Origin of the sequence: Nonomuraea sp. NPDC005650 (assembly GCF_040605375.1) — a bacterium.
Taxonomy (GTDB): domain Bacteria; phylum Actinomycetota; class Actinomycetes; order Streptosporangiales; family Streptosporangiaceae; genus Nonomuraea.
The window spans coordinates 22,619-43,373 of record NZ_JBEXCR010000047.1 but is presented as its reverse complement, the minus strand read 5'-3'; the positions used below and the strand labels follow the sequence as shown (position 1 = coordinate 43,373).

Here is a 20,755-nt window from a genome sequence, read left to right as displayed (position 1 = left end):
GCCACGTCGCCAGCGCGCAATGTCGCTGATCACGAAATCTCATCGTCAATCCCCCCTTCCTCCCAGCGAGGAGTGACTCCGTGATCAAAATTGGAGGCGGCTCATGACGTTGCCCGAAGTGCAGGTGCCGCCCCACCAGGAGGCGGGGCGGCCGCCGGAGGTGGTGACGGCCCGTCGTCCCCTGGGGTGGCCGGCCGCCGCCTGCGTGCTCGTCGTGCTGGCGATGGTCGTCAACGCCCTGTTGACCAACCCGGCCTGGGAATGGGACGTCGTCGGGCAGTACCTGTTCGCGCCGTCGGTGGTGCGCTCGGTGCTGCTCACGCTGGAGCTGACCGCGCTGGGCATCGTGCTCGGGTTCGCGCTGGGCACGGTGCTGGCGCTGATGCGGCTCTCCCGGAACCGGCTGCTGTCGTCGGTGGCCTGGGGATACGTGTGGCTGTTCCGGTCGGTGCCGCTCATCCTGCAACTGCTGTTCTGGTACAACCTGGCGCTGCTGTATCCGCGGCTGTCGGTGGGGGTGCCGTTCGGGCCCGCGTTCTTCGACTTCGGCACCATGGACCTGATCGGGCCGCTGACCGCGGCGGTGCTCGGGCTGGCGCTGCACCAGGCCGCGTACGCCGCCGAGATCGTCCGCGGCGGCCTGCTGTCGGTGGACCACGGGCAGCGTGAGGCGGCGGCCGCTCTGGGGCTGCCGCCGGCCCGGCGGCTGTTCCGGATCATCCTGCCGCAGGCCATGCGGACCATCGTGCCCAACGCGGGCAACGAGATCATCGGCCTGGTCAAAGGGACGTCGGTGGTCTACATCATGGCGCTGCCCGAGCTGTTCTACCAGGTGCAGGTGATCTACAACCGCAACGGCAGGGTCATGGCGCTGCTGCTGGTCGCGGCCATCTGGTACCTCGCCCTGACCACTGTTCTGTCGATCGCGCAGCACTACGTGGAGCGGTACTACGGCAGGGGGCGGGCATGAGCCGGCGAACCGGCGAACCCGGCCGCCTCCGAGGTCCCGGTGAAGGAGGGGGCGGGAGTCCCATGGTGGAGCTGCGCGGCGTGCACAAGAGCTTCGGCTCCCTGCACGTGCTGCGCGGCGTGGACCTGGACGTCCGCCGGGGGCACGTCCTGGTGATCGTGGGCCCGTCGGGGTCGGGGAAGTCGACCCTCCTTCGTACGATCAACCACCTGGAGAAGGTGGACCGCGGCTCGGTCCGGGTGGACGGGCACCTGCTCGGCTACCGCCAGAGCGGCGACCGCCTGTACGAGCTGCCCGAACGCGAGGTGTTGCGGCAGCGCACCCAGATCGGGTTCGTCTTCCAGGCGTTCAACCTGTTCCCGCACCTCACCGTCAAGCAGAACCTCATGGAGGCGCCGCTGTCGGCCCAGCGCCGGCCGCGCGCCGAGGTCGAGCCGCTGGCCGAAGCCCTGCTGGCCCGGGTGGGCCTGGCGGACAAGGCCGACGCCTACCCCCGCACGCTCTCCGGCGGCCAGCAGCAGCGCGTCGCCATCGCCAGGGCGCTCGCGCTGGAGCCCAAGCTGCTGCTGTTCGACGAGCCGACCTCCGCGCTGGACCCCGAGCTGGTGGGCGAGGTGCTGGACGTCATCAAAGACCTCGCCCGGGGCGGCACCACGATGATCGTGGTCACCCACGAGATCGGGTTCGCCCGCGAGGTCGCCGACACCGTGGCCTTCATGGACGCCGGGCGCATCGTCGAGCTCGGATCGCCCGCCCAGTTCCTGGACGCCCCCGCCCACGAACGCACCCGAGCCTTCCTCGGCAAGGTTCTCTGACTCCCTAAGGACACAAAGACATGCGCGCTTCGCTCGCGCGGGCCTTCGCCGTGCCCGCGCTGCTCCTGCTGACCGCCGCCTGCGGTGCCGAGCCCTCCGTCACCGCCCCGTCGGCCACCACGGCGCCCGTGGTGGCGGGCAAGAAGATCAACCTCAGCCCGGACCAGAACCGGGTGCGCACCGAGAAGGTGGACTCCATCGCGGCGCAGGTCCCGAAGGGCATCGCCGCCGACGGCAAGCTCGCCGTCGGCTTCAGCGGCCAGGGCGCGGCGCCGCTGACGTTCCGCGCCGACGACGACACCACGCTGATCGGCGTGGAGACCGACATCGCCCAGCTCGTGGCCGACGTGCTCGGCCTGGAGGTTTCCCCGCAGATCAGCTCGTGGGAGAACCTCTTCCTCGCCACCAAGTCCGGCAAGGACGAGGTGGTCTTCAACAACGTCACGGTCACCGAGGAGCGAAAGGACACCTACGACTTCGCGACGTACCGGATCGACCAGCTCGGCTGGCAGGTCCCCGACGACAGCCCGATCAGGAAGATCGAGAAGCCCGCCGACATCGCCGGGCTGCGCGTCTCGGTCGGCTCGGGCACGAACCAGGAGAAGATCCTGCTCGACTGGGACAAGCAGAACAAGGCCGCCGGGCTGAAGCCCGTCGAGATCCTCTACTACGAGAAGTACGGCGACGTGCTGCTGGGGCTCAAGTCCGGCCGCGTCCAGGCGTACTTCGGCCCGAACCCGACCATCGCCTACAACATCGCCGTCAGCGGCGGGTCCAGGATCGCCGGCACCTTCTCCGGCGCCGGACCGGACCTGAAGGGCCTCATCGCGGCCATGACCAAGAAGGACAACGGCCTGGTCAAGCCGCTCAACGAGGCGCTCAACACAGTGATCGGGAACGGCAGGTACAAGGAGGTCCTCGAACGATGGGGGCTGGCCAACGAGGCGATCCCCGAGTCGCAGATCAACCCGCCCGGACTGCCGCGGCGGGAGTCGTGAGACGAGCTCACCGCGCAGGTCGGACCCGGCCACCGCGCCACCGCCGGCCGCCGGGCCGCCCGCCTTCGTCAAGGATCTGCGACTTCGCACGTGAAAGGACATGCCGTATGCCTGTTTCCGCCCTCCTGAGACCCGCACTCGCCGTGCTTCTGGCCGCCGCCCTGACCGGCTGCGGCGGAGGCGGCGAGCAGCCGAGATCCGCGGCGGCGCTCGCCGCCGACGCGCCGCTGCCGACCTCCGTCCCCAAGGGCACCAAGCTGATCGTCGGAGACCCGCCCACCAAGGTCGCGCTGCAGCTGTCCGGTGAGATCGACAAGTTCTCGTTCGACATCGAGTGGGCCAACATCAGCGGCGGCCCGCAGACCAGCGAGGCGTTCCGGGCCGACGCGCTGGACGTCGGCGCGGTCGCGGAGATCCCGGCCATCCACGCCACCTGGACCGGACTGCCCGTGAAGATCGTCGCCTCGAAGTTCCGCAAGGATCCGCTGCGGCACCCGACGTACGAGCTCGGCGTCGCACCGGGCGTGAGCGTGAAGACCCTCGCCGACCTGCGCGGCAAGAAGATCGCCTACAGTCCGGGTCAGGCGCAGGGCGCGCTCGTGCTCAAGGTGCTCAAGCAGGCCGGGCTGACGAAGGGCGACGTCACCCTGGTCGAGCTGCCGAGCACCGGCGACGTCTACCCCAACGCACTGGCCTCCAAGCAGGTGGACGTGGCCCCGATCGGCGGCGTCAACATCAGGCGCTACACCGCCAAGTTCGGCAAGGACGGCGCCACGACCATCCGCCACGGGCTGCGCGACGACCCGGGCCACCTGTACGTGCGGACGGTCACCCTCCAGGACCCCGCCAAGGCCGCCGCGATCCGCGAGTACGTCGCCGCCTGGGCCCGCGCGACGCGCTGGGTCTATGAACACCCCGAGGAGTGGATCGCCGGCTACTACGTCAAGGACCAGGGCCTCAGCGCCGCCGACGGCCGCTACCTGGCCGAGCTGGCGGGCGAGCCGGACCTCCCCGCCGACTGGTCCGAGGCCATCGCCCGGCACCAGGAGACCATCGACATCCTGGCCGCGGAGACCGGCAACCCGGTGCTGAAGGCCCAGGACCTGTACGACCTGCGCTTCCAGGCGGTCGGCGCGGACGCGCTCAAGGACGGTGCCTGATGACGCTCGTCGCCTCCCGCCCGGCCGTGGGCGCCCCCGCGCGCAGGCGCCGCCGCCTGCGGCCCGGCTCGCGGATCAGGTTCGGCTTCCTGGCGGGCCCGCTCCTGCTGCTCGTGCTCTGGGCGGCCGCCTCGGCGACCGGCCTGCTCGACCCCCGGTTCCTGTCCGCGCCCTGGACCGTGGTCACCACCGCAGCCGACCTGACCGAGTCCGGCCGCCTGCAGTCCAACCTGCTGGCCTCCGTCCGGCGCGTGGCGCTGGGGCTGGCCTTCGGCGTGCCGCTCGGCACCCTGCTCGCGCTGGTCGCCGGGCTGAGCCGCTGGGGCGAGGCGCTGATCGACGGGCCGATCCAGATCAAACGGGCGATCCCGGCGCTCGCGCTGATGCCGCTGCTGATCCTGTGGCTGGGCATCGGCGAGGGGATGAAGGTGACCGTCATCGCCCTCGGCGTGCTCGTGCCGATCTACATTCACACGCACAACGGGCTCCGCGGCATCGACGCCCGCTACGTCGAGCTCGCCGAGACCGTCGGCCTCGGCCGCGGCGCGTTCATCAGGAAGGTGGTCCTGCCGGGGGCGCTGCCGGGGTTTCTGCTCGGCATGCGCTTCGCGGTCACCACGGCCTGGCTGTACCTGGTCGTGGCCGAGCTCATCAACTCCACCACCGGCATCGGCTACATGATGGACCTGGCCCGCACGTACGGGCAGACCGACGTGATCCTCGTCGGCATCGTCCTGTACGGCCTGCTCGGCCTCTTCTCCGACGCCGGCGTGCGACTCGTGGAGAGGAGGGCGCTGTCGTGGCGACGGACGCTGGCGGGCTGATCCGCGTGAAGGGCCTGACCCGCGTGTACGGTGATCGCGCGGTCCTGGACGGCCTGGACCTGGAGCTCGCACCGGGGGAGTTCGTGGCCCTGCTCGGGCAGAGCGGGTCCGGCAAGAGCACGTTGCTGCGGGCCCTGGCGGGGGTGGACGGAGACGCCGCAGGGGAGGGTCTCGTCGAGGTGCCCGCGCAGGTGTCGATGGTGTTCCAGGACGCCAGGCTGCTGCCCTGGCAGCGGGTACTCGACAACGTGATCCTCGGTCTCGACGGCGCCGTCGAGCGAGGCAGGGAGAGCCTGGCGGAGGTGGGCCTGGCCGGGCGGGAACGCGCCTGGCCCAACGAGCTGTCCGGCGGCGAGCAGCAGCGCGTGGCGCTGGCGCGATCCCTCGTCCGCGAGCCCCGGCTGCTGCTCGCCGACGAGCCGTTCGGCGCGCTCGACGCCCTGACCAGGCTCAAGATGCACGGCCTGCTGCGCCGCCTGTACGAGGAACACCGGCCCGCCGTGCTGCTGGTCACCCACGACGTGGACGAGGCCATCGCGCTGGCCGACCGCGTCCTCGTGCTCGACCACGGCAGGATCGCGGCCGAGCAGCGGCTGGACGACGGCCGGGGCACCGCCGAGATCCGATCCGAGCTGCTGCGGGCGCTCGGCGTCACGGAGGGATATTCCGGTAAAGTCAGTAGGAAAAGTTGATAATGGTGCCGCCGGACCGTACATTACCGGCATGAACGAGGACCGCAACGAGGCCGTCCGCACGGACCTCCCGGGGGATACGCACTGGTACGACCTCCCGGACGACGAGGCCGAGCCCGAGCCCGAGCAGGAGACGCGGCCCTCCCCGCCGCGGCGGTCGTTGTGGCGGCGATGGTCATCATGAGCGGTGGCACGGATGCCGCCCGGAACGTTCAAAGGAAGGTCATCGTTCGTGCCCGGTTCCGTGCCGTCGCCTAGGCTCGCGATCATGTCGACCTACGAGAACGCCGCCCTCCTCCCCGACCCCGACCGCGCCGTGGTCGCGGTCGAGCCGCCGGCCGCCGGGGAAGGACACTGGGCCGGCGCGCCCAGCGCGGTGGCCGCGGACGGGGCGATCTATCTCGCCTACCGGCTGCGCCGGCCGGTCGGGCAGGGCCGCGGGTACGCCGTCGTGGTCGCCCGCTCGGCGGACGGCGAGCGCTTCGAGACGCTGACCACCGTCACCCGCGAGCAGATGAACGCCGAGTCGCTGGAGCGGCCCACGCTGCTCCGCCTGCCGGACGGCCGCTGGCGGCTGTACCTGAGCTGCGCCACCGCCGGCACCAAGCACTGGCGGGTGGAGGTGCTCGAGGCGGCCGACCCGGCGGCGTTCGACGCGCGCTCGCGCGTCACCGTCCTGCCGGGCGATCCGAAGACGGGAGTGAAGGACACGGTCATCGTCCGGCGCGACGGCGTGTGGCACCTGTGGGCCTCCTGCCATCCGCTGGCCGACCCCGACGAGGCCGACCAGATGGTCACCGACTACGCCACCAGCGCCGACGGCCTGGAGTGGACCTGGCACGGCACCGCGCTGAGCGGCCGGCCCGGGCTGTGGGACGCTCGCGGCGTCCGGGTCAGCGCGGTGCGTTTCGACGGCGACCGATTGGTGGCGTTCTACGACGGGCGGGCGAGCGCGGCGGAGAACTACGAGGAGCGCACCGGCCTCGCCACCGGCACGGACCCGGCCGCGCTGACCCCGCTGGGCGAGGCGCCCGCGGCGCAGTCGCCGCATCGCGGCCGGGGCCTGCGCTACCTGGAGTTCGTGGACCTGCCCGGCGGCGGGGTCCGGCTGTACTACGAGTACACCCGCCCGGACGGCGCCCACGAACTGCGTACCGAACTGCGGTGATCAGGACCGGCGGCCGTTGCGCGACTGCCGCTGCCCCGGCGGCCGGGCGCCGACCAGGCCGCCGGAGCGCTCGCGGGGGCGCAGCCAGTCGCTGAAGTCCTCGCCGGTGACGCGCTGGAGCAGATGGATGTCTTCGGCGAAGTAGGGGATGAGCCGCTGCCGCTGCTCCCAGGACAGGGGGCGGCGGGCCGGGCCGCGGCGCTGGAGCAGGGCCTCGACCGGCCCGGTCAGGACGGCGGGCAGGCGCCTGCGCAGCGACGCCAGCGTGAGATGCCGGACCCCGGCGGCCGGGTGCGCCGTCACGTTCTCCCGGGGGACCTCGGTGAGCATCCCTTGGCGCACGCCCAGGAACGCGCAGATCCGATCCAGTGTGGCGGCGGGCCGGTCGACGATGTCCCGGTAACGGAAGATCAGCACCTGGTCGCGGGGGAACAGGCCGAACAGGTGCTCCAGCTGCTCGCCGTACCGGCCCAGCCCGACGTAGTGCCAGAAGTGCCCCCACCCGTCGGCGACGCGCCGCTGCTCGGCCTCGCACGCGCGCACCAGGTCGCCGATCGGCTCCAGCCCGGCCGACCACAAGTGCGTCCAGTTGGAATGGGCCCGCTCGACCGGGTCGCGTAACGTCACGATGAGCCTGACGCCGGGGATCGCGGCGTGGATGCGCCGTTGAGCGGCCAGGTCGTAGAGATAGAACGGCGTGGACTCCCCGGTCAGGGCGCCCGGGGGCGCCCCGGCGAACAGCGCCTCGTAGTCCGCGCGCCGCCAGATGTGCTCCTGATAGGTCGCGGCGTCGCCGGGGCCGCCTCCGCCTGGTGGCGGGCCGTCGGTCAGGAAGAACTTCGGCTCTTTGATCCTGGACAGATGGAGCTCCGGATGCCGCTGCAGCGCGCTGTGCAGGGCCGTCGTCCCCGCTTTGGGCACACCGGCGATCAGGAAATCAGGCAGGGACACCGTGTTCCTCCCGGGGGTTGTGAAGGTGTCCCTATTTTCCTACCAGAAGTATGGGATATTCAAGCGCGCAGCAGCGGCAGGAGCTGGTCGCCCTGGCGCTTGATCTCCGGCAGGTAGGGGGTGTCGGACAGGACGAAGTGGGTGACGCCGAGGGCCTGGTAGTTGCGCAGCGACTTGGCCACGTCCTCGGCCGAGCCGACCAGCCAGGTGGTGCCCGCGCCGCCGCCCCCGAACTTGCCGGGCGCGGTGTAGAGGTTGTCGTCGAGCACCTCTCCCCGCGCGGCCAGGTCGAGCAGCCGCTGCTGGCCGACGGCGGCGTGCCGGTTCGGGTCGCGCCTGATGGCGCCTTTCGCCATCTCCTCGACCTTTGCCTCGGCGTCGGCCCAGGCCTGTTCGGTGGTGTCCCGCACCAGAGTGGTGATCCGCAGCCCGAACTCCAGCGGCGGGTGCTCGCGTCCGAGCTTCTCGCCGAGGTGCTTGAGCCGCTCGATCCGCGCGGCGACGCCGTCGAGCGGCTCGCCCCAGAAGAGCTGGACGTCGGCCTCGGTGGCGGCCACCTGCTCGGCGGCCTCGGAGGCGCCGCCGAAGTAGAGCCGGGGGTGCCGGCGTCCGCCCCGGACGACCGTGCGCGGCACCACGGTGGAGTCGGTGACGCTGAAGTGCTCGCCGTGGTAGGTGACGTTCTCCTCGGTCCACAGTCTGCGCACGATCTGGATGAACTCCCTGGTGCGGGCGTAGCGGTGCGCCTGGTCGCCTTCGCTGTCGCCGTACGCCGCCAGGTTGTCCTTGCCCGACACGATGTTGATCAGCACCCGGCCGCCGGTGAGGTGGTCCAGGGTGGCGGCGGCGGAGGCGAAGTTGGCCGGATGCCAGTAGCCGGGCCGGGCCGCGATCAGCGGCTGGAACGTCGTCGTCCGCGCGGCCAGCGCGGCGGCGACCGTGAAGGTGTCGGGCCGTCCCCATCCGGTGCCGACCAGCGCCCCGCTCCAGCCGTGGTCCTCAAGGGTCTTGGCGTGGGCGCTGAGGGTTTCCAGGCTGTTGTGGTCCTCGACGACGTCGTCGCCACGGTGCCCGGGCTGCACCTGGTTCGGGATGTACCAGAGGAACTGAAGGCTCATCGGTGGATCTTCCTGTTCTGCTCGGCGGGCGGTGTGACTCGGATCACGTAAAAACCTAGTCTTCATGTAGGTAAAGTGTAGATTGTGTTCAGGTTGCTTCGATACTCCAGGCGCGAAATTGACTTCGCTTTCTTCGCCGGCGCGCTGTGTCAGCGCTGATCGGCTGTCGCACCCGTCCGCATGTGAGTGCCCGTCAAGCAACGAGGAAAGTTCATGTCAGACCTTCGCAGTTCGATCGAGCGTGCCGCGCCCAGGCGCAAGAGGTGGCCCTGGGTCGCCGGCGCCGTCGCCGTCCTCCTCATCACCGGGACCGGTTTCGCCCTCACCCGTGGCGACGACTCCCGTGCCGAAGCCGCCGGCGGTAGCGGGACACCCGTACGCGGCGGCACCCTGCAGTTCGCGCTGATCGACTACCAGCGCAGCCCGGACCCGCAATGGGGCACCAACTACGCCGAATCCCTCATCGGCAACAACATCACCGACAAGCTGACCTGGCAGGACCCGAAGACCGGTCAGATCACGCCGTGGCTGGCGCAGTCGTGGGAGTACAACAAGGACCTGACCGAGTTCACCTTCCACCTGCGCAAGGACGTCACGTTCAGCGACGGCAGCCCGTTCGACGCCGAGGCGGTCAAGGCCAACTTCGACCAGTACGTGCACGGCGACGAGAAGCTGGGCATCATCCCCAACGGCGCCGCCCTCCTGTCCGGCTACATCGACACGCGGACCCCCGACCCGTACACCGCCGTCGTCCGCTTCAAGCAGCCGCTCGCGAGCTTCCTGCAGGCGTCGTCGTTCACCGCCAACGCGCAGCCCGGCTTCCTGTCGCTCTCGACGCTGAAGCTCAGCGCGCAGGAGCGGACGGACCCCAAGAAGGTGATCGGCACCGGCCCGTTCGTGTACGAGTCGTGGGAGCCGCAGGTCAAGACCGTCCTGGTCAAGCGCAAGGGCTACAGCTGGGCGCCGCCGGCGCTCAGGCACCAGGGCGAGGCGTACCTGGACAAGGTCGTGTTCAACACGATCCCGGAGGCCAGCGTCCGCACCGGCTCGCTGACGTCCGGCGCGATCGACGCCACGCTGGACGTGGGCACGACGGACGAGAAGTCGCTGGCCGGCCAGGGCTTCACGATCATCCACCGGGGCGTCTCCGGCACCGCCATCCTGTTCAACTTCAACTCCCAGCTGTTCCCGACCGACGACCTCGCGGTGCGCAGGGCGATCCAGCTCGGCTGGGATCGTGCGGCGATCAGGAAGACGGTGCTCACCGACTCCTACTCCGTCGCGACCTCCGTCCTGGCACCGTCGGTTCCCGGATACGCGGACTACAGCGGCTCGGTCCTGAAGTACGACCCCGAGAAGGCCGCGCAACTCCTCGAAGCGGCCGGCTGGAAGCGGGGCCCCGACGGGATCCGGGTCAAGGACGGCAAGAAGCTCGTGGTCAAGCTGCTCGGCATCAGCAACCTGGTGGTGAACAAGCCGGCCTACGAGTCGATCCAGCAGGACCTGACGAAGATCGGCATCGACCTGCAGCTCACGGTCGTCCCGATCCCCGACTACACGGCCGCCCTGGCCAAGGCGAAGACCGACTGGAACGTCACCGCGTCCAACCGCTCGCGCAACGACCCGGCGGTCCTCAACCTCCAGTACAACCCGCAGCTCGGCAACGTCACCTACCTCGCGAAGGAGTCCACCGGGATCGACGTGGACGAGGTCGCCCAGACCGTGGGCAAGCTGGATCTCACGCTCGACCCCGCCGCGCGCACGCGGTACGCCAAGGCGGCGCAGGACCTCCTGCTCGACAAGTACGCGCTGGTGAACCCGGTCTACGACCCGTCACAGGTGATCGCCCACGCGCCCTACGTGCACGGGATCATCTTCGACGCCCAGTCCCGCAACCACTTCGTGGACGCGTGGAAGAGCAACGGGAAGTGACGTCGTGCCGCGCTACCTCGCGCTGAAGGCCGGCCGGGCCCTGTTCGTGGTCTGGGCCGCGTTCACCCTGACCTTCGTCCTGCTGTTCGTGCTGCCGGCCGACCCGGTGGACCTGCTCTTCGACCCCGCCGAGATCAACAGCATCCCGCCGGAGGTCCGCGAGCAGGTGGCGGCGGGCTACGGCTTCGACAAGCCGGTGATCCTGCAGTACTTCGACCGGCTGGGACACGCGCTGACCGGAGACTTCGGCAACTCGGTGCAGTCGGGGCGGTCGGTCGCCGCCACGATCCTCGACGCGCTGCCGAGCACTCTCGTCCTCGCGTCCGGCGCCCTCGTGCTGGCGCTGGCCATCGCCTTCGTGATCGCGCTCGTCACGACCTCGACCCGCCGTGAATGGGTGCGCCACCTGGTCGAGGCGCTGCCTTCGGGCGCGGTCTCGGTCCCGGTCTTCCTGTCCGGCATCCTGGTGCTGCAGGTCTTCTCGTTCCGGCTGGGCTGGTTCCCGGCCTTCGGCGACAGCGGTCCGAAGAGCGTCGTCCTGCCGCTCGTCACGCTGGCCATCCCGGTGTCGGGCCCGATCGCGCAGCTCCTCGTCCGCAGCTTCGCGACCGAGTTCCGCTCCGGCTACGTCACGACCAGCCGCGCGAAGGGCGCCACGCGCGGCGGCATCATCGTCCGCGACGTCTTCCGCAACGCCGGCCTGCCGGCGCTCACCATCGCCGGCGTCACGTTCGGCAACCTGATCGCGGGGTCGGTCATCACCGAGACCGTCTTCGCCCGCAAGGGCATCGGCCGGCTGACGCAGTCCGCGATCAACACGCTGGACGTCCCGCTGGTGCAGGGGATCGTCGTGCTCACCGCGGCCGGCTTCGCGTTGATCAACCTGATCGTCGACCTGATCTACCCGCTGCTGGACCCGCGGCTGCGGGCCACCCTCGCCACCGCGTGAACGGAGGATCGTGATGACCGTCGAACTCGGCGCGGGCGGGTGGCCCGGCCTCGGCCGCCCGCTCGTCCAGCGCCTCGGTGAGCTCGCTCGGCAGCCGATCCTCGTGCTCTCGTGGATCGTGGTGCTGGTCGTGATCGGCTGGGCCGTCGCCCCCGGCCTTTTCACCTCGTACGGCCCCTACGACGGCGACACCGCCGCGAGCTTCGCGCCGCCGAGCGCGGAGCACTGGTTCGGCACCGACCGGCTGGGCCGGGACCTGTTCGCCCGCAGCGTGTACGGCGCGCACACGACCTTGACCGCGACCCTGCTGGCCGTCCTCATCGCCTTCGGCGTCGGCACGGCCGCCGGGCTCGTCGCCGGCTTCGCCGGAGGGGCCGTGGACACCGCCATCATGCGGGTGGTCGACGTGTTCCTGGCGATCCCCAGCCTGCTGCTCGCGATGGTGGTGGTCTCGGTCCTGGGGTACTCCACGCAGAACATCGCCCTGGCGGTCGGCATCTCCTCCATCGCGTCGTTCGCGCGGGTGATGAGGGCCCAGGTGCTCGCGGTCGTGACCCAGGACTACGTCAAGGCGGCGTACGGCCTCGGCGTCGGCCGGCTGGGCGTGATGGTCCGCCACGTCGTGCCCAACTCGCTCAGCTCGGTGATCGCGCTGGCGGCGCTCGAGGTCGGAACGGCCGTGCTCGCCGTCGCCTCGCTCGGCTTCCTCGGCTACGGAGCACCGCCGCCGCAGCCGGAGTGGGGCCTGCTGGTGGCCGAGGGCCGTGACTACGTCGCGGTCCACCCCTGGGCCTCGATCATGCCCGGCGTGGCGCTCGCGATCGTCGTCATCGCCACTCACCGCATCAGCACCTCGTACCGGAAGGAGCACCGCCGATGACCGGCCCGTCCAAGGACCCGCTGCTGCGGATCACCGGCCTCGCGATCGACTATCGGACGGGGCGCCGCCAGTGGACGCCCGCCGTCCGCGGCACGAGCCTCCAGGTGGAGCCCGGCGAGTTCGTCTCGCTCGTCGGGGAGTCCGGCTCGGGCAAGACCACCCTGATCCAGGGCGCGCTCGGCCTGCTCCCGGGCTCCGCCCGGATCCGGGCCGGCTCGATCGCCTACTCCGGCGTCGACGTCACCGGCTGGAACGACCAGCGGATGGCGCTGGTACGGGGCAACTACATGGGCTTCATCCCCCAGGACCCCAACACCTCGCTCAACCCGGTCAGGAAGATCGGACGGCAGGTGATCGAGGCGGTCCGGTTCAACGAGGCCGAGCGGGGCGATGCGGCGCGGCACCGGGAATCGGCGCTGGAGAGCCTGCGCACAGCAGGTCTCAAGGACGCCGAACGGGTGTTCCACCAGTACCCCCACGAGCTCAGCGGCGGCATGAAGCAGCGGGCCCTCATCGCGATCGCGCTGGCGGGCAAGCCGAAGATCATCGTGGCCGACGAGCCCACGAGCGCGCTCGACGTCACCGTCCAGAAGGTCATCCTCGACCACCTGGTGCGGCTGCGCGAGGAGCTCGGCATCGGCATCCTCCTGGTCACCCATGACCTCGGCGTCGCGCTCGACCGCTCCGACCGGATCCTGGTCATGCGGGACGGCGTGATCGTGGAGGAGGGCCCCGTACGCCAGGTCCTGGAGCACGCGACCGACGACTACACCCGCCGGCTGCTCGACGCGGCCCCCGCACGGCACTCCGGCCGGCTGGAACCGACGCGGGGCACACGGCCGGGCACGCGGCCGGATAAACGGCCGGGCACGCAGCCGGACACGCAGCCGGGCCCCGCCGCGGCGCCGGTCGCGCTGGAGGCACGCGCGCTCACCAAGACCTACCACCTGCGGGGCCGGGGCCGGCGGCGTGAGCTGCGCGCGCTGGACGGCGCCGACCTGGTCGTCCGCAAGGGCACCACGCACGCGATCGTGGGCGAGTCCGGCGCGGGCAAATCGACGCTGGCGAGCATCCTGGCCCGCTTCACCCCCGCCGACAGCGGCACGGTGCACCTCGGCGACCTCGAACTGACCGGCCTGCGCCGCAGGCGACTGCGGGAGCTCCGCCGGGACCTGCAGTTCGTGTTCCAGAACCCGTTCACCTCGCTCGACCCGCGCTTCACGGTCGGCAGGATCATCGCCGAGCCGCTGCGCGCCTTCGGCCTGGCCGCCGGCCGGGCGCGAGTGGTGGAGCTGCTGGAGGCGGTGGCGCTGGACGAGAGCTACCTGGACCGGCTCCCGAGCCGGCTCTCCGGCGGCCAGCGGCAGCGGGTCGCCATCGCGCGGGCGCTCGCGCTCAACCCCGGGATCCTGGTGCTCGACGAGGCGGTGAGCGCCCTCGACGTGTCGGTCCAGGCCCAGATCCTGCAACTGCTGGTCGATCTGCAGGCCGGGCTCGGGCTCAGCTACGTGTTCGTGACCCACGACCTCGGCGTCGTACGCCTGATCGCCGACGACGTCACGGTGATGAAGGACGGCGCCGTGGTCGAGACCGGCCCGGTCGAGCAGGTGTTCCGCGCGCCGAGGCACGAGTACACCCGGCAACTGCTGGAGGCGATCCCGGGAGCCCGGCTCGCCGCCGCCGGCGCACGCTAAGGAGAGTTCGTGACACGCCGACTGCACCTCAACGTCAACATCCTCAACGCCGGCGTCTTCGGCGGCTCGTGGCGGTTCCCGGACACCGACCCCACCGCGAGCTACACGATCGAGCACTACACCTCGATCGCGAAGAAGGCCGAGGAGGCCAAGCTCGACGCGGTCTTCCTGGCGGACGGCCCGTCGCTCGACCCGAACATCAGGCACCGCACCGCCAACAACCTGGAGCCCACGACGGTGCTGGCGCGGATCGCCGCCCAGACCGAGCGGATCGGCCTGATCGGGACGCTGTCGTCGTCCTACAACGACCCGGTCGAGCTGGCGCGCCGGCTCGGCGACCTCGACCACATCAGCGGTGGCCGCGTCGGCTGGAACGTGGTGACCACCGCCGGTCCGGCGGCGGCGCGCAACTTCGGGCGCATCGCCGAACCCGAGCACGCGCTGCGCTACCGTCGCGCCGCCGAGTTCACCGAGCAGGTGGTCGCCGCCTGGGCCGCCCGGACCGAGCTCGTCTCCCCTCAGGGCCGGCCGGTCGTGGTCCAGGCCGGCGGCTCCAGCGACGGCCGCCGGCTCGCCTCGCGGGTCGGTGAGGTGATCTTCTCCGCCGACCAGGATCTCGACCACGCCCGCGCGTTCCGGGCCGAGATCCGGGGCGGCGCGGCCGAGTTCGGGCGCCGCGCCGAGGAGATCGTGGTCCTCCCCGGGCTGTCCACCGTCGTGGGCAGCACCGAGGCCGAGGCCAGGGCCCGGCGTGAGCTGCTGGACGAGATACTCCCCGACGCCTACGCCCGCAGCCGGCTCGCCGCTCAGCTCGGGATCTCCCTCGACGGGCTGTCGGACGACGAACCGATCCCGGCCGGCCTCCTCGTCGATCCCGACGAGGCGGGCGGCTCGCAGACCTTCTACCGGGTCGTCAAGGCGATCATCGACAGGGAGCGGCCGACGCTCGGCCGGCTGCTGAAGAAGCTCTCCGGCGGCGGCGGTCACCGGATCGTCGTGGGGACGCCGGAGCAGATCGCCGACGACATCGAGCGGTGGTTCCGCGTGGGGGCGGCGGACGGCTTCAACGTGATGCCCGACGTCCTGCCGTCCGGTTTCCACGACTTCGCCGACCACGTGGTTCCCGAGCTGCGGCGCCGCGGCCTGTTCCGGACCGAGTACGAGGGGACGACCCTGCGCGGCCACCTCGGGCTCGGACTCCCCGCGGTGCCGTCCGGGAGCCGCCCGCCCGCCCGGCGACCTGTCCCTCGATCGGAAGTGATCTCCTCATGAGTACAGTCATCCAGCTCGCCCTCGCGGTGGGGGAGCCGAGCGGCCGGCCGGCGCCGGTGCCGCTCGCCGACGCCGTCGTCATCGCGGCGGTGGCCGAAGAGGCCGGGGTCGCGGCGATCCGGCTCGTCGACGGCGGGGGGCTCGACCCGACCGTGGTGGCCGCCTACCTGGCCGGCCTCCACGGCGGCGTCGGCTACATCGCCGAGGTGCCGACGACCCACAACGCGCCGTACAACCTCGCCCGCCGCGTGCTCTCCCTCGACCGGGCCACCGGCGGCCGGGCGGGCGTCGCGCTGCGGGCGGGCGGGGGCGACGAGGTGAGCGAGGCGGGCGTCGCGCTGCGGGCGGGCGGGGGCGACGAGGCGACCGCGCCGGACCGCGACGCGAGCGACCCCGCCCGGCGCTGGACGGAGTACGCCCACGTGCTGACCCGGCTGTGGGAGTCGTTCCCGCGCGCGGCGCTGGTCGGCGACCAGGAGGCCGGCATCGTCGTGAAGGACGCGCTCATCGAGCCGATCGGCCATGAGGGCGCCTTCTACCGTGTCGCCGGCCCGCTGGACGGGCCGTCGTCGGTGCAGGGACGCCCGGTGCTCGTCGCCGACCTGGGCGCCCTCGGCGTGGCGGCGGTCGCGGAGTCCGCGGACGTCGTCGTTGCGGATCGGGAGCAGGTCGCCGGTGCGGACGCCGCGCTGGGGGAGGCGCTGCGGCGAGCCGGCCGTTCCCGGGCGGACGTCGCGCTGCTCGGCCGGGTCGAGGTCGGGTTCGACGGCCCGCCCGCCGTTGACGAGCTTCGCGCCTGGGCCGGGGAGCACCGGCTGAACGGCTTCGAGCTCGTGCCCACGGGCGGCGCCGCGGCGGTGGTCACCGCGCTGCGGGCGCTGGTGCCGCGGCCGGCGGCCCCGCCGCCCACCCTGCGGGCCGCGCTGGGCCTGCCCGAGCTCGTGGCGGTGCCGGCGTGATCGGCACCGAGGACACCGCCGTGGCCTACAGCGTCGAGGGCATCCGCGCCGCCGTCTCCCCGATCCTGCGCGGCCTGCGCGAGGGCGCCCGTACTCGCGAGCTCGCCCGCGAGTACGCGTTCGACGACGTCCGGGCGCTCGCCGAGCAGCGGATCACGCTCATCGGCGTCGCCGAGGAGGACGGCGGCGCCGGCGGCACGCCGCGGGACGTGATCGACCTGGTCATCGCCATCGCCCGGGCCGACTCCAACGTGGCCCAGGCGCTGCGCGGCAGCTTCCTCACCGCCAACCAGGTGGCGAGCCGGCCCGACCTGCCCAACCGCACGTCGACCCTGCGGCGGTTGCGCGCCGGCGACCTCTTCGCCGGCACCGCCAACGAGCGCACCGGCGGCGCCAACGGGTCCGTCAGCACCACCATCCGGCGTGACGGAGACGGGTACGTCATCGACGGCGAGAAGTACTACTCGACGGGCGCGCTGTACGCCTCGTGGTTCTCGGGCCTGGCCAAGGACGAGGACGGCACCGTGCTGAGCTTCACGGTGCCCGTCGATCGCGAGGGCGTGGAGCGGCTCGACGACTTCGACGCGGTCGGCCAGAGGTTGACCGCCAGCGGCACCACCCGGCTGAAGAACGTGCGCGCCCACGGGCACGAGGTCGTGGCCCGCGACAACGCCCGGCTGGACAACCCGTGGCAGGGCGCGTTCGCGCAGCTCTACCTGGCGGCGGTCGAGGCCGGCATCGCCGCCGCGGCGCTCGACGACGCGATCTGGTTCGTCCGCGAGCGGGCCCGGCCCATCAAGCACAGCTCGGCGGGCAAGAGCGCGGAGGACCCGTACGTGCGCGAGACCGTGGGCGACATCGGCGCCCGGGCCCTGGCCGCCCGGTCGGCGGTGCTGCTCGCCGCCGAAGCGGTGCAGGGCGTACGCGGCCTCACCGGTCAGCGGGCACGTGCCGCCGGCGCGGAGGCGGCGGTCACCGTGGCGCAGACCGGCGTGATCGCCATCGAGTCCGCGCTGCGGGCCGCCGAGCTGCTCTTCGACGTGGCGGGAGGCTCGATCACCAACCGCGAGCTGGGCCTCGACCGGCACTGGCGCAACGCCCGCACGGTCGCCAACCACAACCCCAGGCAGTGGAAGGCGGCGGTGGCGGGTGCGTATCACCTGACCGGCGAGGACCCGCCGACCACCGGCCTCTTCTAGAAAGGAACCCGATGACCATCACGGCCAACCGAACCCTGGGCCGCACCGGCGTCCTGGTCAGCCCGCTCACCCTGGGCAGCATGAACTTCGGCCGATGGCAGGAGGAGCACGAGAGCATCAGGATCATCCACACCGCTCTCGACGCCGGCATCACCACCGTCGACACCGCCGACGTCTACGCCCAGGGCGGGTCGGAGGAGATCGTCGGCAAGGCGATCAAGGGGCGTCGCGACGACGTGTTCCTGGCCACCAAGTTCCACGGGCAGGTCGGGGACAACCCCCGCAACGCCGGCAACTCGCGCCGCTGGGTCAGCCGCGCCGTGGAGGACAGCCTGCGCCGGCTCGGCACCGACCACCTCGACCTCTACCAGGCGCACCGGCCGGACCCGCACACCGACCTGCTGGAGACGCTGCACACGCTCAACGACCTGATCCGGCAGGGCAAGATCCGCTACTACGGCACCTCGGCCTTCCCGGCCCACCAGCTCGTCGAGGCGCACTGGCTGGCCGACAGGCACGGGCTCATCGCCCCGCACACCGAGCAGCCGCCGTACTCCCTCCTCGTCCGCAGCGCCGAACGGGAGGTCTTCCCCGTCGCGCGGAAGTACGGCCTCGGCGTCATCGGCTACGGCCCGCTGGCCGCCGGCTGGCTGTCCGGGAAGTACCGCATCGGCGGCGAGCAGCCGGAGTCGGCGCGCGCCGACCTCATCCCCGGCCGGTTCGACATCGCCCACCGGCGCAACCGGCGCAAACTGGCCGCCGCGGACGCGCTCGCCCGCCTCGCGGAGGACAACGGCCTGACGCTGGTCGAGCTGGCCGTGGCGTTCGCGCTCAACCACCCGGCGGTCAGCAGCGTGATCATCGGCCCGCGCACGCTCGAACACCTGGAGAGCTACCTCAAGGCGGCCACCGTCGAGCTCGGCGAGGACGTCCTCGACCGGATCGACGAGATCGTCGACCCCGGCACCCACTTCCTCGAACGCGACACCGGCCGCGACACCCCGTCCCTCCAGCCCGCCGCGCTCCGCAGGGAGAACCGCTCATGAGCCACGAGACCTACGTCGCGGCCGGGGACCGCTACGAGAAGCTGGAGTACCGGCGCGCCGGGAACTCCGGTCTCGACCTGCCGGCCATCTCCTTCGGCCTGTGGCAGAACTTCGGCACCGTCCACCCGTACGAGACCCAGCGCCAGATCCTGCTGCACGCCTTCGACCTGGGCATCACCCACTTCGACAACGCCGACCGGTACGGCCCGCCGCACCGCGCCGCGCAGCAGTCCTTCGGGCAGGTGCTCAAGCGGGACCTGGCCCCGTACCGGGACGAGCTGATCCTGTCGACCAAGGCCGGCAACCCCATCGGCCCCAGCCCCTACCTCAAGGGGGGCTCGCGCAAGTCGCTGCTCGCCTCGCTGGAGCGCAGCCTGCGTGACCTGGGCACCGACTACGTCGACATCTTCTACAGCCACAGCCCCGACCTGTCCACGCCGCTGGAGGAGACCGTCGGCGCCCTGGTCAGCGCCGTGCGGCAGGGCAAGGCGCTGTACGCGGGCATCTCCAACTATGCCCCGGCACGGGCGCACGAGGCGGCCGAGCTGCTGCGCCGGGCGGGGGTGCCGCTGCTGATCCACCAGCCCCGGTACTCGATCTTCGACCGCCGGCCGGAGCTCAACGGCCTGCTCAAGCTGGCCGCCGAGGACGGGTTCGGCCTGATCGTCTACTCGCCGCTGGCGCAGGGGCTGCTCACGGGCAAGTACCTCGACGGCATCCCCACGGGTGCGCGGGCGGGCAACAGCGTCTTCCTCTCGCCCGACGTCATCGACGACACCTACCGGCACCGGGCCACCGCGCTCAACCGGATCGCCGAGCGGCGCGGCCAGTCGCTGGCGCAACTGGCGCTGCAGTGGGTGCTGCGGCAACCGCAGGTGACCTCGGCACTCATCGGAGCCAGCTCGACGACGCAGCTCGACCACAACGTCAAGGCGCTCGACTTCCCGCCGCTGACCGAGGAGGAGCTGGCGCTGATCGACGAACACGGTGTGCACGGAACCGGGGTGAGGCTCTGATGGCCGCTCCGATCGGGGCCGGCGTCGAGGACGGCCGGCCCTTCCGCCTGGGCTTCCTGCTGCACCTCGACGGCGACCTGCCGCCGGCCCGGGCCTACCGGGAGGCGATCGACCTGTTCGTGGCCGCGGAGGAGCTGGGCTACGACTCCGGATGGGTCATCCACCGGCACTTCCGGCAGGGAAACGAACACGTCTCCGCGCCGCTGGTCGTGCTCGCCGCGATCGCCCAGCACACCACCCGGATCCGGCTGGGCACCGGCGTGCTGGTGCTTCCGCTGGAGGATCCGCTCAAGATCGCCGAGGACGCCGCGACGCTCGACGAGCTCAGCGGCGGCCGGCTCGAGCTCGGGGTGGGGTCGGGCCCCTTCCCGGGGGCATGGGAGGCGTTCGGGAAGGACCTGGCCGACAGGCACCGGCTCTTCGACGCCTCGGTGGCGCGGCTGCACGAGGTGCTGGAGGGCGTGGCGCTCAACAGCCTCGGCGAGGTGCTCCACCCGCCCGGTGCGGGAGTGCGGCAGCGGCTGTGGCAGGCCACCACCGGAGACCCGGCACTGGCCCACTCGGCCGCGGCCGCCGCCGCCCGGGCGGGTGACGGGCTGCAGCTCTCCCGCGCCACCGGCTGGCGCGGCAGCACCGTGCGCGAGGCCCAGGAGCGGCAGGCCGAGTGGATCGCGGCCTATCGCGGGGCGGGACGCGAGCTCGGAGGGCAGCCTCGGATACAGGTCTCCCGCGCCGTCTATCCCCACCCCGACCGCGCGGAGGCGATCCGGCTGGTCACGCCCGGCGCGCGCCGCTGGCAGGGCTGGCTGTCCGCCAAACGCGACGTCGCGGGCCTCAGCGTCGAGGAGTACCTGGAGGCCGACCGGGCGCTGCTCGGCCCGCCGGAGGCGCTGGCCGCCGAGCTGGCCGCCGATCCGGCGTTGCGGCACATCACCGACCTGCTGGTGAGCTTCGTCCCCGGCGTGCCCGAGTTCGACGAGCACGTCCGGCTGCTGGCCGCCGGCGCGCAGGAGCTGGCGCCCCTGCTCGGCTGGCGTCCCGCGCCGCCTCCGGCCGTCGTGTCGAGCGCGTCGGCCGCTCCCGCCGGGACGAACGTATGACCATCGCCCCGG

Annotated in this window: 20 protein-coding genes; 18 read left to right on the top strand and 2 right to left on the bottom strand. The window is 71.8% G+C overall.

The window, feature by feature from the left end; all coding sequences use genetic code 11:
• Positions 1 to 103 precede the first annotated feature (103 nt).
• From ABZS69_RS53045 to ABZS69_RS53010, 8 genes are all read left to right on the top strand, one after another.
• The gene (locus ABZS69_RS53045; RefSeq protein ID WP_355388554.1) at positions 104 to 970 is read left to right on the top strand and encodes an amino acid ABC transporter permease; all 867 of its coding nucleotides are present in this window, start codon (positions 104 to 106) and stop codon (positions 968 to 970) included.
• Between the two features lie 62 nt (positions 971 to 1,032).
• The gene (locus tag ABZS69_RS53040; RefSeq protein ID WP_355388552.1) at positions 1,033 to 1,785 is read left to right on the top strand and encodes an amino acid ABC transporter ATP-binding protein; all 753 of its coding nucleotides are present in this window, start codon (positions 1,033 to 1,035) and stop codon (positions 1,783 to 1,785) included.
• Positions 1,786 to 1,805: 20 nt separating this feature from the next.
• Positions 1,806 to 2,783 carry an ABC transporter substrate-binding protein gene (locus ABZS69_RS53035; protein ID WP_355388550.1) on the top strand — a complete coding sequence of 326 codons (978 nt, stop codon included), beginning with the start codon at positions 1,806 to 1,808 and terminating at the stop codon, positions 2,781 to 2,783.
• Positions 2,784 to 2,890: 107 nt separating this feature from the next.
• Positions 2,891 to 3,943, top strand: coding sequence for an ABC transporter substrate-binding protein (locus ABZS69_RS53030; RefSeq protein WP_355388548.1), 1,053 nt, complete (start codon positions 2,891 to 2,893; stop codon positions 3,941 to 3,943).
• The gene (locus tag ABZS69_RS53025) at positions 3,943 to 4,767 is read left to right on the top strand and encodes an ABC transporter permease (protein WP_355388546.1); all 825 of its coding nucleotides are present in this window, start codon (positions 3,943 to 3,945) and stop codon (positions 4,765 to 4,767) included. The genes ABZS69_RS53030 and ABZS69_RS53025 overlap by 1 nt, the downstream gene beginning before the upstream one ends.
• Positions 4,743 to 5,459 (top strand): ABC transporter ATP-binding protein, encoded by a 717-nt coding sequence (locus ABZS69_RS53020; protein WP_355388544.1) that lies wholly within the window; start codon positions 4,743 to 4,745, stop codon positions 5,457 to 5,459. Before ABZS69_RS53025 ends, ABZS69_RS53020 begins: the two co-directional genes overlap by 25 nt.
• A 31-nt stretch (positions 5,460 to 5,490) precedes the next feature.
• On the top strand, positions 5,491 to 5,643 hold the full coding sequence (locus tag ABZS69_RS53015; protein ID WP_355388542.1) for a hypothetical protein: 153 nt from the start codon (positions 5,491 to 5,493) through the stop codon (positions 5,641 to 5,643).
• Between the two features lie 84 nt (positions 5,644 to 5,727).
• A complete protein-coding gene (locus tag ABZS69_RS53010; protein WP_355388540.1) occupies positions 5,728 to 6,627 on the top strand; it encodes a hypothetical protein in 900 nt (299 codons plus the stop codon).
• Here ABZS69_RS53010 and ABZS69_RS53005 read toward each other — a convergent pair whose 3' ends face one another.
• Together ABZS69_RS53005 and ABZS69_RS53000 are read right to left on the bottom strand one after the other, a co-directional pair.
• Entirely contained in the window at positions 6,628 to 7,578 is a 951-nt protein-coding gene (locus ABZS69_RS53005; RefSeq protein ID WP_355388538.1) for a sulfotransferase, read from the bottom strand.
• A gap of 59 nt (positions 7,579 to 7,637) precedes the next feature.
• Positions 7,638 to 8,696, bottom strand: coding sequence for an LLM class flavin-dependent oxidoreductase (locus ABZS69_RS53000; protein ID WP_355388536.1), 1,059 nt, complete (start codon positions 8,694 to 8,696; stop codon positions 7,638 to 7,640).
• A 213-nt stretch (positions 8,697 to 8,909) separates the two neighbouring features.
• Here ABZS69_RS53000 and ABZS69_RS52995 point away from each other — a divergent pair, with 213 nt between their 5' ends.
• Genes ABZS69_RS52995 through ABZS69_RS52950 form a run of 10 tightly spaced genes read left to right on the top strand, consistent with a single transcriptional unit; the run spans position 8,910 to position 20,743 of the window.
• Entirely contained in the window at positions 8,910 to 10,628 is a 1,719-nt protein-coding gene (locus tag ABZS69_RS52995) for an ABC transporter substrate-binding protein (RefSeq protein ID WP_355388534.1), read from the top strand.
• A gap of 4 nt (positions 10,629 to 10,632) precedes the next feature.
• The gene (locus ABZS69_RS52990) at positions 10,633 to 11,577 is read left to right on the top strand and encodes an ABC transporter permease (protein WP_355388532.1); all 945 of its coding nucleotides are present in this window, start codon (positions 10,633 to 10,635) and stop codon (positions 11,575 to 11,577) included.
• 13 nt (positions 11,578 to 11,590) lie between these two features.
• Positions 11,591 to 12,457, top strand: coding sequence for an ABC transporter permease (locus tag ABZS69_RS52985; protein WP_355388530.1), 867 nt, complete (start codon positions 11,591 to 11,593; stop codon positions 12,455 to 12,457).
• Positions 12,454 to 14,151: an ABC transporter ATP-binding protein gene (locus ABZS69_RS52980; RefSeq protein WP_355388528.1), complete on the top strand. Its 1,698-nt coding sequence runs from the start codon at positions 12,454 to 12,456 to the stop codon at positions 14,149 to 14,151. Before ABZS69_RS52985 ends, ABZS69_RS52980 begins: the two co-directional genes overlap by 4 nt.
• A gap of 9 nt (positions 14,152 to 14,160) precedes the next feature.
• On the top strand, positions 14,161 to 15,423 hold the full coding sequence (locus ABZS69_RS52975; RefSeq protein ID WP_355388526.1) for an LLM class flavin-dependent oxidoreductase: 1,263 nt from the start codon (positions 14,161 to 14,163) through the stop codon (positions 15,421 to 15,423).
• Entirely contained in the window at positions 15,420 to 16,382 is a 963-nt protein-coding gene (locus ABZS69_RS52970) for an LLM class flavin-dependent oxidoreductase (RefSeq protein WP_355388524.1), read from the top strand. The genes ABZS69_RS52975 and ABZS69_RS52970 overlap by 4 nt, the downstream gene beginning before the upstream one ends.
• Positions 16,379 to 17,581, top strand: a complete 1,203-nt coding sequence (locus tag ABZS69_RS52965; protein WP_355388522.1) for an acyl-CoA dehydrogenase family protein — start codon at positions 16,379 to 16,381, stop codon at positions 17,579 to 17,581. Before ABZS69_RS52970 ends, ABZS69_RS52965 begins: the two co-directional genes overlap by 4 nt.
• A gap of 11 nt (positions 17,582 to 17,592) precedes the next feature.
• Complete coding sequence (locus ABZS69_RS52960; protein ID WP_355388520.1) at positions 17,593 to 18,627, top strand: aldo/keto reductase; 1,035 nt, start codon at positions 17,593 to 17,595, stop codon at positions 18,625 to 18,627.
• Complete coding sequence (locus ABZS69_RS52955; RefSeq protein WP_355388518.1) at positions 18,624 to 19,643, top strand: aldo/keto reductase; 1,020 nt, start codon at positions 18,624 to 18,626, stop codon at positions 19,641 to 19,643. Before ABZS69_RS52960 ends, ABZS69_RS52955 begins: the two co-directional genes overlap by 4 nt.
• Positions 19,643 to 20,743 (top strand): LLM class flavin-dependent oxidoreductase, encoded by a 1,101-nt coding sequence (locus ABZS69_RS52950; protein WP_355388516.1) that lies wholly within the window; start codon positions 19,643 to 19,645, stop codon positions 20,741 to 20,743. Before ABZS69_RS52955 ends, ABZS69_RS52950 begins: the two co-directional genes overlap by 1 nt.
• Positions 20,744 to 20,755: the final 12 nt, after the last annotated feature.

Coding starts and splice junctions, on each gene's coding strand:
- ABZS69_RS52960 (WP_355388520.1), top strand. CDS start 17,593: ATGACCATCACGGCCAACCGAACCCTGGGCCGCACCGGCGTCCTGGTC.
- ABZS69_RS53015 (WP_355388542.1), top strand. CDS start 5,491: ATGAACGAGGACCGCAACGAGGCCGTCCGCACGGACCTCCCGGGGGAT.
- ABZS69_RS53040 (WP_355388552.1), top strand. CDS start 1,033: ATGGTGGAGCTGCGCGGCGTGCACAAGAGCTTCGGCTCCCTGCACGTG.
- ABZS69_RS52985 (WP_355388530.1), top strand. CDS start 11,591: ATGACCGTCGAACTCGGCGCGGGCGGGTGGCCCGGCCTCGGCCGCCCG.
- ABZS69_RS53030 (WP_355388548.1), top strand. CDS start 2,891: ATGCCTGTTTCCGCCCTCCTGAGACCCGCACTCGCCGTGCTTCTGGCC.
- ABZS69_RS52955 (WP_355388518.1), top strand. CDS start 18,624: ATGAGCCACGAGACCTACGTCGCGGCCGGGGACCGCTACGAGAAGCTG.
- ABZS69_RS52995 (WP_355388534.1), top strand. CDS start 8,910: ATGTCAGACCTTCGCAGTTCGATCGAGCGTGCCGCGCCCAGGCGCAAG.
- ABZS69_RS52980 (WP_355388528.1), top strand. CDS start 12,454: ATGACCGGCCCGTCCAAGGACCCGCTGCTGCGGATCACCGGCCTCGCG.
- ABZS69_RS53000 (WP_355388536.1), bottom strand. CDS start 8,696: ATGAGCCTTCAGTTCCTCTGGTACATCCCGAACCAGGTGCAGCCCGGG.
- ABZS69_RS53010 (WP_355388540.1), top strand. CDS start 5,728: ATGTCGACCTACGAGAACGCCGCCCTCCTCCCCGACCCCGACCGCGCC.
- ABZS69_RS52970 (WP_355388524.1), top strand. CDS start 15,420: ATGAGTACAGTCATCCAGCTCGCCCTCGCGGTGGGGGAGCCGAGCGGC.
- ABZS69_RS52950 (WP_355388516.1), top strand. CDS start 19,643: ATGGCCGCTCCGATCGGGGCCGGCGTCGAGGACGGCCGGCCCTTCCGC.
- ABZS69_RS53025 (WP_355388546.1), top strand. CDS start 3,943: ATGACGCTCGTCGCCTCCCGCCCGGCCGTGGGCGCCCCCGCGCGCAGG.
- ABZS69_RS53035 (WP_355388550.1), top strand. CDS start 1,806: ATGCGCGCTTCGCTCGCGCGGGCCTTCGCCGTGCCCGCGCTGCTCCTG.
- ABZS69_RS53045 (WP_355388554.1), top strand. CDS start 104: ATGACGTTGCCCGAAGTGCAGGTGCCGCCCCACCAGGAGGCGGGGCGG.